General features: G+C 44.4%; 9 protein-coding genes. 1 reads left to right on the forward strand and 8 read right to left on the reverse strand.

Going from position 1 to position 14199, the window contains the following annotated elements; all coding sequences use genetic code 11:
- The first annotated feature begins 414 nt into the window (after positions 1–414).
- Positions 415–1137, forward strand: coding sequence for a YheC/YheD family protein (locus V6668_RS29990; protein WP_338707409.1), 723 nt, complete (start codon positions 415–417; stop codon positions 1135–1137).
- An 84-nt stretch (positions 1138–1221) separates the two neighbouring features.
- Here the strand turns inward: V6668_RS29990 and V6668_RS29995 are convergent, their stop codons facing one another.
- The 8 genes from V6668_RS29995 to V6668_RS30030 all read right to left on the reverse strand — a co-directional run bounded on the left by V6668_RS29995 (position 1222) and on the right by V6668_RS30030 (position 13953).
- Complete coding sequence (locus V6668_RS29995; RefSeq protein WP_051449797.1) at positions 1222–1560, reverse strand: hypothetical protein; 339 nt, start codon at positions 1558–1560, stop codon at positions 1222–1224.
- Positions 1561–1802: 242 nt separating this feature from the next.
- A complete protein-coding gene (locus V6668_RS30000) occupies positions 1803–2363 on the reverse strand; it encodes a DUF4303 domain-containing protein (protein WP_338707410.1) in 561 nt (186 codons plus the stop codon).
- 28 nt (positions 2364–2391) lie between these two features.
- Positions 2392–2670 carry a hypothetical protein gene (locus V6668_RS30005; RefSeq protein ID WP_036611832.1) on the reverse strand — a complete coding sequence of 93 codons (279 nt, stop codon included), beginning with the start codon at positions 2668–2670 and terminating at the stop codon, positions 2392–2394.
- An 11-nt stretch (positions 2671–2681) separates the two neighbouring features.
- A complete protein-coding gene (locus tag V6668_RS30010) occupies positions 2682–3299 on the reverse strand; it encodes a hypothetical protein (RefSeq protein WP_076329313.1) in 618 nt (205 codons plus the stop codon).
- A gap of 336 nt (positions 3300–3635) precedes the next feature.
- Positions 3636–4181, reverse strand: a complete 546-nt coding sequence (locus tag V6668_RS30015) for a 50S ribosomal protein L25 (RefSeq protein ID WP_076329312.1) — start codon at positions 4179–4181, stop codon at positions 3636–3638.
- A gap of 457 nt (positions 4182–4638) precedes the next feature.
- A complete protein-coding gene (gene srtB / locus V6668_RS30020) occupies positions 4639–5415 on the reverse strand; it encodes a class B sortase (RefSeq protein ID WP_076252250.1) in 777 nt (258 codons plus the stop codon).
- A gap of 23 nt (positions 5416–5438) precedes the next feature.
- A complete protein-coding gene (locus tag V6668_RS30025) occupies positions 5439–11444 on the reverse strand; it encodes a DUF7601 domain-containing protein (RefSeq protein ID WP_338707411.1) in 6006 nt (2001 codons plus the stop codon).
- Between the two features lie 385 nt (positions 11445–11829).
- Positions 11830–13953, reverse strand: a complete 2124-nt coding sequence (locus V6668_RS30030; protein WP_338707412.1) for a 5'-nucleotidase C-terminal domain-containing protein — start codon at positions 13951–13953, stop codon at positions 11830–11832.
- Positions 13954–14199: the final 246 nt, after the last annotated feature.

Consider the following 14199-nt stretch of genomic DNA (forward strand, 5'->3'; position numbering starts at 1 on the left):
TGAATATTGTGAGTATAACATCGAAAAGTCATACAGTAAACGAATAATTTGTATATATATTGGTAAAAAAGTCGCACTTTTTATAAGCTAATTCATAGGTAAAAAGCACTAGTAGAAGGTCAGTCTAGTACTACTCAAACCATTTCACATTTGGCTCTTGTTTCAGTACATGTGCCAGCACGGCATGCCGTTATCCACGGTGGTGATAGAAGTGAGCCTGCGTATCCAGAAGCCACTCAAAGCGTGAATGAGCGCCTTCCCAGAATGCAGTAATTTTCGCACAAGTTCATCTTCTGTCTCCATCGACCGATTGGACATGCATCGACTTACAAATCTGGACGAATGGCCACTTATGCGGATCACGAATTTGAATTAGAATTACCGTAGACGATTGAAAAAAAGGCTGTGATTCCAATGTTATTCGAAAGAGACAAATGGTTGCAGTATGGCATTCTGCGCGATGAGCCCTCTCTCGCTGAACGGTTGCCAGAAACACAGTTGCTTGAGAAGGATACGCTAACAAAGATGCTTCTTCAGTATCCCAGCGTTGTACTGAAACCTCGTAATGGCAGTTACGGAAGGGGTATCCTGTTCATTAAACGAAGCGGTGCAAATGCTTATCGTATTCAAAATGAAAATAACACAGTCACCATGAGAGACAACGAGCAGTTACTCGAATGGTTCGAACAAACAATCAAAAGTGATGAGTATATTGTCCAAAAGCGTCTGCAGCTTGCTCAAATTAAACACAGGCCGTTCGACATTCGGATCATGGTTCAGCGCAAAAAGGGTTCCTCGTCCACTTGGAACGTGACCGGTTCCTATGCTAAAGTCGCAGCACAAGGATACCAAGTCACCAATGTAAATAACCGCCCCATTCCCGTTATTAAAGCACTGAGACTAGCTCGAATTGGAGATCGGCGCTTACTTGTCAGAGCGGAACAAGTTGCACGATTAGCTGCCAAACGATTGGGAGAGCATTACCCTATGCTTAGACAAGTCGGGTTCGATATAGCCATCGACAAGAAACGGCGAATTTGGATTATCGAAGGCAATTATCAACCAGCCTTACGGCCTTTCCGACTTTTGAAAGATTCCTCGATGCACCGCAGAATATTATGGTACAAAGAACATTAAAGCAAAAGAAGACGACCAGCCTTTTACTCATGGCCAGTCGTCTCTTCCTGTTTAGTACCTGTTCTTGATATTAACCCTCTTCGGTTATTTCCGGCATTTTCTAATCGCACTTGTAACACGTGTCACTCGGAACTGATTTACCCCTACCTGTATAATGGCGAACTGGCTGTACGAAGTACCAGAAGAGGTATACGGTTCAGCCTCAATATTTCCACTCGGTGTTCTAACCGTCGCGGTGATTCTGGTTACCAGGCACACACCACGGTCGGAAGATCTCCAAGTCTCGTCACGCTGAACACTATATCTATCGTTGCTACAAAAGATGGATGCATACTCCACTACTCCACTCGCATTAAACGAAGTAGAGTTATAGATCTGAACAGGGTCATAACCACTAGGTGCTCCAGGTCTTCTATTTCCCATTCTCAAAACCTCCTTTTTATTGATAATCTATTAGATGCAATTAAATAGTTTTGGTGAGGTATAAATGTGGACAAGGCAGAAAAAGTGTGTTTGTCCGAGGGTCGCAGACACAAAAAAGAACCACCCTTTACTGTACAAAGGTGGTTCGAGAATTATAGTCCTACTGTCACTATCATCTTATTGAGCCAATTGAGTCGAAACGGTACATCATAGACGATCAAAACTCCCCATTGCAGATGCTTCTATTCTGCCGCCTCCGCCAACCATGCTTGCATAGCCGGAGATTCTGCCCGATTCAAACGTAAGGCAATTTCGGTATTGATCTTATCCGGCGGCATGACTTCAACAAGGATACATACGGACTCTCGCGATTGATTTAAGGCAAATACGCCTTCATCATCGAGCATTTTCATCGCCAGCTCCATGGCGTTCAGCCTCACATCCAACTCGCGCTTCCAATCATCATTCTCCAGTTCCGCAATGAAAGGACGCTCGTTATATCGTTGTTTGACATCGGCAAAGTGATCATCCCCAAAACAACAATAGGGCGAATCCGCATACGACCATTTGATGAGATCCGCAATCGTGGATACCGGCGTATCACTTTCCTCTGCTTGTCTAGCCGATTCCAACGCCAAAGCTTCCCACGACCATGCAGAAATGCTTGGCGCATGTCCTTCGCCAGTAGTGTATAACGTACAATAATAGTAACGTTCACCATTTTCAAAAAGGGTGCAAAAAGACTTTCTGGCGGCAGCAGCGATCTCTATGGCCAGTGTCTCTATTTCTTGCATTGGCTTCATGAATAGAGTTCCCCTTTCCATTCGTTGATCATTTGCCCCTTCGATATGAATTGGCTATTTGGACTAGATACCAGACACCTGCACCCACAAGGGCAGCAAACACCAGATTGATACAGCCGAACACGATGAGTGACTTTGCTTGGCCTGGACCAATCCGGAAAGCGGTAACAAGCTGGAAGACAGCCGGTAGCAAAAATGCCAGCCAGGAGATGGTTATAAGCTTTTCTGTTCTGAAACTCCACCATACTGCGGAACATGAGGCAACTAGCAGTACCCAGGTACAGATAATATTTAGGGCGAACGTCATTTCAGCCCCTCCTATTTGCCATGAATCACAAGTCTATATTTACTGAAGATCCACGATTGGCTCAATTTGTGCATTGCATCATGGCTTATACGCACAGAGGGCTTTTGCTCCTTCATCGCATCTGCATCAAGGGCTGAGAAGCGAAGGGGTTTGGTCATTTTTTTGATAGAGTCTCTGATTTCATCGAAAAACGCATAGGTCAGTGGCTTATGGTCCCGGATATCCTCATATATATAGTACTTTCCTTTTTCATCTTCCAAATTAACTTGGAAACCTTTCGGAAATGAAATCAAGATACACGGCAGTTCATCCTCTGCCCATTGTCCGTGATATGGAAAAGAAACCCCTTCATTTCTCACAAAAAATCCTGAACTTTCTTGATCCGATGCAATAGAAATAGAGTAAACAAAGAAGGGATGGATGTCATCTCTCTTTTCTCCTGCCACAAAATACTGATAGAACGTCTGATACTCCTCGTACACCTGATTATAATCATGCTCTGTTCGGGCAGCATTGGTACGATGGAATTGCGCTTGCCGATGCTCCAAAAGCTGCAAAAGGCTTTTAAACTCTTCAGGAGTGATGAAGAATCTCAGTTTATAGAATCCGCTATTCTTTAATTTGTCCATTTCTTTTCGCTCACCGCCCTGTTTAGAAATGTTATGCCAATGACCTTAGCAGTTCGGGTTCAACTATATATGTATCTTATTTCCATTATAGTGATTACCTTTCCTGAGTCTACCTACTTTACACCTGAATTTTGCGAATGAACTTTGAAAGGGTAGCGAAATATCAGGATCATTGCGCCTGTACGCGAGCAAAAGACATACGTGAGGTGAATTCCAGACTACCCGCCTTGTGAGGATGGGAGCACGCCAACATCTCATAATCAGCACAAATTAGCCGTACGGATGATCACCCGTACGGCTAATTTTGAATTATTCAGCTTTGCGAAATTGGAATTGTTAAGGTTTAACTACAGAGAGAAGAGACTCATTCCCCTCAGAGATCACCGTCACATCTGCTGCAAACGTAGCATCACTTACATGTAACGTTTCACCAAGGTCCATAGCACTAATGTCGAATTCAATCGACGTTGGCAAGTGTCTCGGCAATGCCTCCACTTCAATAGAAGATAATTGAACTTGCACGACTCCGCCCTGTTTTGTACCAATCGGTGTGCCGTTGAACTTCACAGGAATTTTAGTACGCAGGATCTCATTGGTCTGCACCTGCTGAAAATCCACATGAAGTAAATCCCGTGTAACTGGATCACGCTGGAGATCTTCCAACAATACAGTCAATGAGCCTTTCTCTTCAAACTGCAGTTCTATAAAACCAGACGTACCCTGCTTCAACCATTTTTGAAATTGTATTGTTGGAATATGAATCATTTCATTCTCCGTATTTTTGCCAAACACAATACCTGGCAAACGCCCGGATTTACGTAAATCCCTAAGTCGGGATGTATTTAATGGAATGCGGGTCTCCGCCTGAAAACTAGTAGTCATGCTATGTTCGCTCCTCTTTATTAAATGATATTTTCACATTTTTCATACTCATCCAACCATCCCCTGTTGGGGCTAAAGAGAGAAACATAGCATCACCACCTCCATATACGATCCAATTAATTTTAAAATACATTTAATGTAAGCACCCATAATATACATGAAGGCACTCTACTCCGAAGAGTAGAATGCCTATGGGATGATTCAACCCTATCATAGAAACATCAATTTGTCGATTTAACCCGCCATTTCCCATTTTGACGACTGGAACAGGCCTTCATGTCCTCATCTCAAATGTATACATCCTCGATACTCGTTGGATTCGTCAGAATTTATCATTCTGCGTAATTCCTCAAGCCACATGTCCATGAGCACCTTATTTCGGGGACAAGAAAAATCGCGTCCTCTAAGGAGAGAACGCGAAATAAAATAGATTGATTTTGTGTTTCAGCATCGTCAATTAACGCTTTCGGGCCACCACCGCTAACCTACCGTTTTCGGTCGAATACTCGCATGTGGACAGTACAATAAGCTTGTCCCCATACTGTGCTGTTACACCTGTGTCATAAAGAGAGAGTTGTTTGATATTCTGAACATATGAATCGAACTCGGCGGGCGTACTTACATTCTCAATCTGGTAGTATTTAAACACGTCGTCCGATTTGCGATAAACTTTTGACAGAATAACGGCAACAATCTCATACTCTTCCTTTTCGTAAAGCGTGCTGAACTGGAACGTCGCATGTTCTTGATAAAAGCTTTCGTTCTTGTACTTCATTAAATCTTTAAACATCCAACCACTTTTCATGTGATGACCATGAACCAGCAAAATGTCCGAATTGTTGGTCGTACTAGACTCGTCCAAAAAAGGAAGACCGCCTTGGTTTTCTTTTCTATCGAAATCATGATTGAGATAGTACTCCGAATCCTGTGGGCTCTGCATGACTGGGTACTCAATTCGGGTACCGTCAATCTTCAGCCAGCCGACGATGTCTGAGTTCCTCTCGTAAAGATCTCGAAATTCGGGAAGCATAACCGGCTCATTGCCTTTATTGAACAAAAGGGAAGGGAATGCATCCCCTCCCCCTTGTTCTGATCCTTCTTTCCAAACCTTTGTTAACTCTTCGATTTTCTGCTTCTCGGCATAATCTCGCAAGAAAGTCCTCGCAAGACTGACAAGTGAAAATACCAACACAAGCAAGGAAACAGCGATAAGAACTTTTTTAGTTTTGCTCATTTTTCTTACCGCCTTCCCTTCCATTACTGGATGTGCTTTTTCTTCTTGTACCCGAGTAGACAGAACCCGATCGTCATTAAGGACATCAGCGCCAAAACCATATACAAGAATGGCGATTCACTGTTATCTCCAGTTTTCGGAGCATCGTCCAACTCGTTGCTATCGTTCTTAAGCTGATCGTTACCATTGCTTGGTTCAGGCGTTACCGTGCTCGGATCTGGCGTTACGGTGCCTGGTTCAGGCGTTACCGTGTCCGGATCTGGCGTTACCGTGCCCGGTTCAGGCGTTACCGTGCCTGGTTCAGGCGTTACGGTGCCTGGTTCAGGCGTTACCGTGCCTGGTTCAGGCGTTACAGTGCCTGGTTCAGGCGTTACCGTGCCTGGTTCAGGCGTTACCGTGCCCGGTTCAGGCGTTACGGTGCCCGGATCTGGCGTTACGGTGCCGCCTCCGTTGTTACCATTGCCGCCATTGCCGCCACCAGAACGAATTGGCTTCATTGGCACATCGTACCTGACAATGTCAAAATCGACTGAAATGGTACCACTTGTGTGCGTTTCGTATCCGTCCTTCGTTACGATCAGATAGTAATCCGCTTCAGGAAACACCATGTACGCATAGAAGCCATCTGCATCACTACTCTGCTCCGGGCTCTCGTTGTCGTACGGGGGGAAATTTGGAACCTTTGGAAGCGTTACTTTCGTACCCGGAATGCGGCCGTTATCTCTATTCCGCTGCGTATCCGCATAATACAGTGTAACTTTGGCTCCATCAATTTTCTTGCCAGTGACGGCATCTCCTGTCGTTTCATCATAGACCGTACCGTAAGGGTCGACTAACTCCTCTGAAATATTCAGCTCTCCGTTAGCTTTAACGTCAAGTTGCGCCACTTTGAGGAGCAATTCCTCGCCGGTCTCAGCTTGATAGCGAACTTCCATTGTGTACGTCTGCTCGCTTAGCCCTTCCACAGAGAAAGTTCCATTCGTAGCCATAGGGAATGCTTTAGGTTGGCCGTTTTCCTTAATATAAATGCCATCCTTGTCTTTCAAATAGATATGCATCTGGCTAGTCAATAAATCGTTGAATAGCACTGTTGTTCCATCCAGTTGTTTAAACAGAATGATCCCCACGGCCGTAATGTCCGCTGGAACAGTCTCGTCCGTTACACTTCTGTTCACATTTGCTTTCTGCGTAAACTCAACAGGTACATCCTTACCGCCTACCCGATACATCTTCGTATATCTGATCGTATAGTCGGTATCCGCTACGGCTGGGATTGAATATTCACCCTTCTCATTCGTCTGCGTCTGAATCTCTTCGCCTGTCTTCAGATCGGTTACCTTAATCGGTGCATTCGGAATGACTTCTCCTGTGTTATTGTTACGCAACACGCCTTCCAGATACGGTCGGGTATTGACAAAATGTGCTTCAGACCATTTTTTCTCTGGAATAGTGCCAATGTGAATGAGACTCTCTGGATCAGTCACATAGCCATCTTGCGTATAATCATCTTGGGTCACTTTGTACTGAAGATTGGTTGGAAGCCCTTGGACAATGAACGTCTGGCCATCTGTAAGCTCAAAGCTCTCACCGCTCTTGATCATGCCCTTGCTGCCGTCTGATTTCTCATAGACGTAGGATTCGTCCGATCCCTCGCCGGTGAAGGCAACCGTGTACTTAAACAGCTTCTTCTTGTCTTCATCTTTGCCTTTAACTGTGTTGCTGATTAATAGGCCGCCCTTCAAGACTCGCACGTTCGTGAATGGGGCATCTTCATCAATGCCTTTCATGACTCCGGTATAGTACCGTTCCTCAGGAGTAGTCATGTATTCATCGGTTGTATAATCTTGTTGGGTAACTGTGTATTTCAGATTCTTAGGCAGGCCCAAAATATCCAGTGTCTCTCCATCCTTGAGGCGGAAAGTACCGCCGGACTTGATCGAACCTGTGTTGCCGTCCGTCTTCAAGTAAGAGTAACTTTCCTCTTTGCCTGTATCCTCAAAGTTGACGGTGTACTCGAACTCCTTCGTTTTATCGCCCCCGTTGCCCATGACCGTATTGCTGATGGTCAGCTTGTTAACGGTCCGTTCATTGATGAAGTCCGCCTTGTGATCACCTTTATTCACGATTGAGCCAGACAGCTCTCTCTTACCCGGTGTGGTCGTATAACCATCAACGGATGTATAATCAGCCTCGGTTACGGTATAGACCAGATCCGCAGGCAAGGCTGGGAACGTCACAGATTCCCCGTGCTTAAGGGTAATCTTGCCTCCGCTCTTGATCGTGCCGAACGTATCATCCGACTTCTTATAGGTATACTCTCTGTCCTTACCTTCGCCGGTGATGGTCACGGTGTACTCAAACTCTTTGTCCGGATCACTGCCGTTGCCTTCCACCTTATTGGTAATGGTCAGCTTGCCTTGGGCCGGTGTAGGCACGATCAGTGGATTATCAGAGGTTAATTTCACCCCGTCTACCCAGATGGGCTTCCCGGGCGTATTCCCTACATATACTTGGTATACTCTTGTAGTTGGCAGCCAAGTATTGGTGTCAATATAAGTTTCTTTCAGCTCATAATACCCTGGATCAGGGAATAGCAGATTAAGTTTCCCTCCGCTATCGGTTTTTCCTTTGGTAATTATAGTTCCGCCGTCTTTCTTATAGAGTGTAAACTCTACGTCTTTTAGCGGATTGCCATTGGGATCTACCTTTTTCAGAGGCAACAGAGCATTGGAACTTGAACTGCCAGCCACGTCCGAACTGTCCAGCGTACTTTCGCTTCTGGCACTGACAGATTTCAGATTGTCATCGCCCTCCAGTTTTACCTCGTTGCCCATTGTGTCTCCAGCTTTCGCTGTAGATGGATCAACTTCTGTTTGGTACACAAACTGGTAAAGCTGATTAGGATCGTCCATTTTAAATGTTAGAACCGTAGTGCCACCTGCGCCTGGTACAGCTTCTACTTGAACTTCAGCATTCGGGTCGCTGAGGTCCAGTGCTACGCCCTCTCGTTCAAGAGTGCCGCTTGCGGTCAATTTAGCAGGATAGACTGCCATACTAGGTGATGTCAGCACAAGCTTTCCGTTTTCTTCATAACGCAAATTCATGCCTGCACCCAGGGTATCCTGCAAATAAACACCCTGCTTCATGTTAAATGGCGGGGTATAGTTCACCGTCCATTCCAGCACTCCTGGAACTGGCTTAGTTACCGACTTTCCAAGGGTCTGAATAGGTACAATAACTTTGCGCTGTTCGGTGACAACCTTCTCTACTCCACCCCATGTCATATGAAGGTCGGCTTTGTTATACAGCACCTGTTTGTCTGTGCCGTTGATGGTGTATTCCTCTAAATACTTCTGCAGAGCATCGTTGGAAGGTCTTGCCTTCACCAGAATGATATAAGGACTTTCCAACTTGGAGAAGGTGAAAGTACCCTCGTTTCCAATGTGTGAAAAATGGACTACATGAGAACTAGTACCTGGTTCAATTAGAGTTCTAGCATCGTTTCTAACACCATATTCTGTTCCTGCACCATTGTCCGAAAATCCTTTCCAAAGCTCAAAGTCCTTAGTTTCAGAAAAAGGAACGAATTCCCAGCCTTCGGGAAGTGTATCCACTAGCTTAATATTACTAATGACTCGATTACCGCCATCCTTAGCCATTTCTTCTGTGTTATATCCAGGCATATTTACCCCTAAACGGAATGTGACCGTTTTGGTTGTCCTGTCATAGCCAGAAATTGTCCATGCTTCATTGTTATCATTTCTAATGTAACTGCTAACGTTATTCGGCGTCACATTTTCAAAAGTACCATCTACTTTTAATGGCTTCGAAGCAAAGAGCATATCCTTGTTCAACATATGCAGGTGTAGGTTGGTGCTGTTATCTGCTTTTTTTACGGTTTCGCCATCAATGAGCAAAGCCCGATTCGAAACAGTTTTCCCTGCGTTAATATCCTGTCTGAAGAGAATGTTCGGGTTGGTCTCAAGTGCACGGAAGCTGAAGGATGCCGCTTCTTCGGTGTATCCGGTCACCTTGATCAAATCCGCCACCACTTTACCGTCCACGGTTAATGGAATAGCTTTCATCGTCAATCCGGTTGCATTCGACTTCAGAGTTCCCGCTTTGTACTGCTTCCAAAGCTGCGCAGAAGTGATATTTGCTTTAATTTTCGCAATTGTCTCCGCACTCACCTCGCTGGTTTCATCTACAGCGTTGTCCAAGACGTTCAAGTCACCGCCATGCACAAGGACATCGTATACTGCCGCGTTAGGTAAGGCATACTGTGGTGCTAGATTAACGGTCCACGTGATACTGCCCAGGTTATAATCCTCGGTTGATACTGCGCCTGTTTTTGTAAACGTGTGTGCGCCAATGCTGACGACTGCCTCATCTGTCACCGCAATAGGTCTTTTACCCGTCATTACATCGTTGTTCTGTATACCACCTGTTGTATCCAAATTCCAGTTGGCACGAGGGTCAATTTGGAAGCTGGAACCACTTATTGCCTTGCTTTTAATCAACAATTCGACTTTTCCGTTAATATCCCCGAAGGAATAAACGCCGTTCGAATCTGGTGTAATTAGCGCTTCTTCAGATACAGCGCCATCTACCCATGTCTGCCATGCAGCCGATTCAAATTCCAGCCCAGCCGGTAATACATTTGTGATGGTAAAGTCCTTTAACCCTTTTTTGTTATATTGGTTAACTGTGATCTTCCATGTAATGGTTTCATTCGCATGGTCATACGAAGCGCTGGCCTGAATCCAGTCGGGAGCAAAGGAAATCTCCAAACCTGACTGCACCAACATATTATTGTCTTTTCTCAGTTCCACTTTACCATTCATATCCCGGTGGCTGCGACCGAGATTGGCTGGCGGATTCCGATACTCGTAATAATAAGCTTCCTTTGAAATCCATGTTTTATATTCAACCTTTGGATCTAGACCTGTTCCCTGTGGAAAAATGTAAGTCAGCGATCCGTCTGGACCAACGACTGGAGTTACATTTTGGTCATTTACTTTAAATGATTCCTCCATATAGGTGCCGCGGGCATTTCCAGGGCTGGTATTGTACGTTGAGGGATTCGTATAAAAGGTCTTTCCGTCTAGTGGCAATTTGATTGTTTTATCAAACTGATCAAACGCAGATACGGTTGACTGCCAGGTAACAGCTCCCTCAACAAATTGCGCTGGTTGAATTCCGCGATAACTATACTGATCCCACCTGATCATTCCAGGCGAGCTTAAAGTAATGTTATACTCTGCTGTAACATCTGGGTTCTCTAGCTGATATGCACCACCAAAGATGTTGATCGGCTTTTTATCGCCATACGCTAGTCCCGTTATATCTGCATTGGCCGTAGATTCAAAGCTGAAGGCAATACCTCGTCCAACACCATTGAAAAAATAATCATCACCGTTAAATACAATCTTGATGCTATTTGGAGTGAAATAGGCGGTACCCAGCTGTTTTGTACCTGATTCCGTCTGTGCATTCAAGGTTTTAGTAGCTGTTGGCAGCACCACTTCCTTGAAGTAATCTTCTCTTTTCAGCTCGATCCAGTCACCCTTTTGGATGTATTTCTCAGGATCTGCATTAGTTGGATTTGGGTCATCACCATTCACTGGTACCTTGAGACCTTCCGATTTGAGCGTAAAGGGCTGTCTACCCTGAATAATACCGTTTGGATTAATAACAGCATTCCCCTGCGTCACTTCCAGCGGAAAAGTTGAATTAGATTCCATAAATACCGCTGTTTTGTCCGTTGGGACTGCCGCCATCGCTACGAAATTATTCGGTTTGTCGTTCACTGCCTCAGGTTCCGAAAGCGGTTCGTCGTTCACTGCCTCAGGTACCGAAAGTGGTTCGTCGGCACTCGGTGAGTCAGATTCAATGACCGCTTCCATTCCGGAATCGGTTGGCACACTCTCCGCATATGCGGCGGTGGAGTATATCACTGTCTGCAAGACGAGCAACATTGCCAGAAATAAAGACAATAACGGTTTACCTATATTGCGTTTTTGTTTCAAACGAAAATCTCCTCCACTTCTAAAATTTTTGCAGCAACCAGAAACTTTTTCCCTTTCCTTTGGCCATTCCATCCTTACAACAGAAACTGATAAAATTCATCAAGTTCATATGGCTTGCCTTACCATTTTACTTTAGAGCCCTTACCAAATTCTGAACACTAAACGGTAACCAAACCATAGAGCCAATTCAGACATAGATTTCTCCATAGAATCGTGGATTTTAAGCATAAAAAAACATCCTAAATTGGGATATGGCATTCTCCTGGATAAACCCTTTTCACCAATTAAAGAACTACTTGATGAGAGGGTTTATCCGTAGAGGAATGCTCATTCGCCCGATAGGATGTGTTTCTCTGTTTAATATAAAGTTTGAATAAGTTCTACATTATGAAGCTTTTGCTGCAACAGCTTTTTCAATTAATGCTTTTGCATCGTTAGTAGTCAGACCTAGTTTAGGTTGAAGTGATTTTTTATCTGTTCCAGCAAAAATACCTTTGTCAATCAGTTTTGCCATAGGTTTAATTGCATAGGCAGACACGGATTTACCATCTTCGAAACTAGCAATAATCGTAGCAGCGTCTTTATCAGTCGCTTGATCTTTTACCAATTTAGCAAGAATGGTAGCAGCTTCTTCACGCGTGATATCCCGATCAGGATAGAAATTTCCACCATAACCTTGAATGAATCCAGCATGCGTAGCTTCAGCAATCGCATCTGCATATGCAGCATTAGCCGCAACATCCTTGAATGCAGGTGCTGTAGCTACTTCGTTAAGTTTCAACATGTCGACCAGAGCACTTACAAATTCAGCACGAGAAATGACTTCTGTTGTTACAGGTGTTTCTGTTGGCTCAGTAGATGCAGCCAGGTTTGTGATACGTCCTTCATTTTTAGCTTCGATGCTACCGCCCTTATACGTGTCTACGATGTATTGGTAGAATACATCCAGATCGATAGGACCTGCCAGGGATGATTTAGCATCCAGCAGCACTTTATAGTTATCTCCACCTGCAGCCATAAAGTTGTTAACTACAGCCGTATATGTTTTTGCAGGATCAATCGTTGTTCCATCTTCAAGACTGAGACCAGTTACGCGTTCTGCGACCGGCTTATTGAAATCTGCAGTGTATTTCAAACCAGAGATTTGGAGTGTTTTGGTATTAGGTGTACCGTCAGCATTGGTACCCCATTGCTGCTGCAACAACGTTTTAACCTGTTCGCCCGTCAGCTCAAGTTTTACTAGAGTATTACCAAACGGTTGGATTTTGGCAAGATCAGCAAAGGTCACATCGCCTTGTGGCAGATCCGCACGGATACCGCCTGGATTCATAAATGCAAAGTCAGCAGCACTTGCCTTATCCCCAAAGTCTGCTTCACGCATTGAATCTGCAATGAGGTTGCCTAGAGGGGCTTCGTTATTATAAGCATCTGTACGGGTAACAGAACCATCCGTTGTACCTACTGGCTTCGTCAGCTCAGGATGCTTGTCTAATGATTTTTTAATAATAGCTAATGATTCAGGGTCTTCTTTTACACCCTCTTGGAGAGTCGTTGTAACAGTCGCTGATTTTTCAGTTACATCCCCGGTAGCAGGGTCAATCATCAGCTTGATATCTTCAAACGCCGTACCATAGGAATAAGCTTGAACGATCAACTTTCCATTCACTTCACCGTTAGCCAATGCATGATTGTCACCTGCAACGATAACGTCAACAGGGGAGTCCGCCGGTAAAGCTTTTGCCAGATCAGCTGCTTCTCCAGTGGTTACGCCTTCTTTGGTTGTTGCTGGATCATGTGCCAATACAATGATCGTTTCTACACCTTGGTCTTGCAATTCTTTAGCATATTTATTAACGGCTTCCACTTCTTCTTCTGCGCTTAAGAAACGTACGCCAGCTGTCCCAGATGGAGATACTTTGGCAGGTGTTGATTTCGTCACTAGTCCGATAAATCCAATTTTGACTCCGCCCACTTCTTTAATCACATACGGCTTAATCAATGTTTTTCCTGTGGCAGTTTCAATCACGTTTGCATTGACGTAATCAAATTTTGCACCGGCATGCGTTACCTTACCTTCTTTTGGATCAAGGCCACCAAAGATCTGTGCCTTTAAAGCAGCGACACCTTGGTCGAATTCGTGATTCCCTAAGGACCCTACATCGAAGCCCATCATATTCATCCATTCCATAGTAGGCTCGTCACGATCCAAAGATGAGGCTGGAGCAGATGCACCAACAGAGTCTCCATTATGGAAGAGTAGGGAGTGTTCATATTTGGCTTGAGCTTCTTTGAGATAGGTTGCTAGAATTGGAGCCGTTCCTGCCTTCTTATCACCCACGATTGATGTGGTATCTAACTGACCGTGGAAATCATTGATTCCAATCAAGTGTACTTCTACATCGTTACCTGCGGCAGAGACAGAACCTGCTGCGCCCAATAGTTGCGTGAGTAATAGTGCAACGGTAGCTACACGCAGTGTGCTTTTACCCAAAACTTTTTTCCAAAACATGAATGAAAAAACCCCTCTCCAATTTTAGATCCTGAGATATTTTACCATAGTTCAATTCATAAAAATCATTAAATATATAAAATGGATGTAAAAAGTTGAGAGATTGATAGAGGAGATGAATACCTATGTCTCGAGCTGCACCAAAATTAGTGTTTAGCTTCAATTTATTCAAGCGAATAATAGGTTTTTTTCTAGCTCAGGAGACGAGAAGTTATAACGCATTGGTTGTAAGTAATAGATTCAAAA

The sequence above is a fragment of the Paenibacillus amylolyticus genome, assembly GCF_036894225.1.
Lineage (GTDB): Bacteria > Bacillota > Bacilli > Paenibacillales > Paenibacillaceae > Paenibacillus > Paenibacillus amylolyticus.

Coding starts and splice junctions, on each gene's coding strand:
- V6668_RS29990 (WP_338707409.1), top strand. CDS start 415: ATGTTATTCGAAAGAGACAAATGGTTGCAGTATGGCATTCTGCGCGAT.
- V6668_RS29995 (WP_051449797.1), bottom strand. CDS start 1,560: ATGGGAAATAGAAGACCTGGAGCACCTAGTGGTTATGACCCTGTTCAG.
- V6668_RS30000 (WP_338707410.1), bottom strand. CDS start 2,363: ATGAAGCCAATGCAAGAAATAGAGACACTGGCCATAGAGATCGCTGCT.
- V6668_RS30005 (WP_036611832.1), bottom strand. CDS start 2,670: ATGACGTTCGCCCTAAATATTATCTGTACCTGGGTACTGCTAGTTGCC.
- V6668_RS30010 (WP_076329313.1), bottom strand. CDS start 3,299: ATGGACAAATTAAAGAATAGCGGATTCTATAAACTGAGATTCTTCATC.
- V6668_RS30015 (WP_076329312.1), bottom strand. CDS start 4,181: ATGACTACTAGTTTTCAGGCGGAGACCCGCATTCCATTAAATACATCC.
- srtB (WP_076252250.1), bottom strand. CDS start 5,415: ATGAGCAAAACTAAAAAAGTTCTTATCGCTGTTTCCTTGCTTGTGTTG.
- V6668_RS30030 (WP_338707412.1), bottom strand. CDS start 13,953: ATGTTTTGGAAAAAAGTTTTGGGTAAAAGCACACTGCGTGTAGCTACC.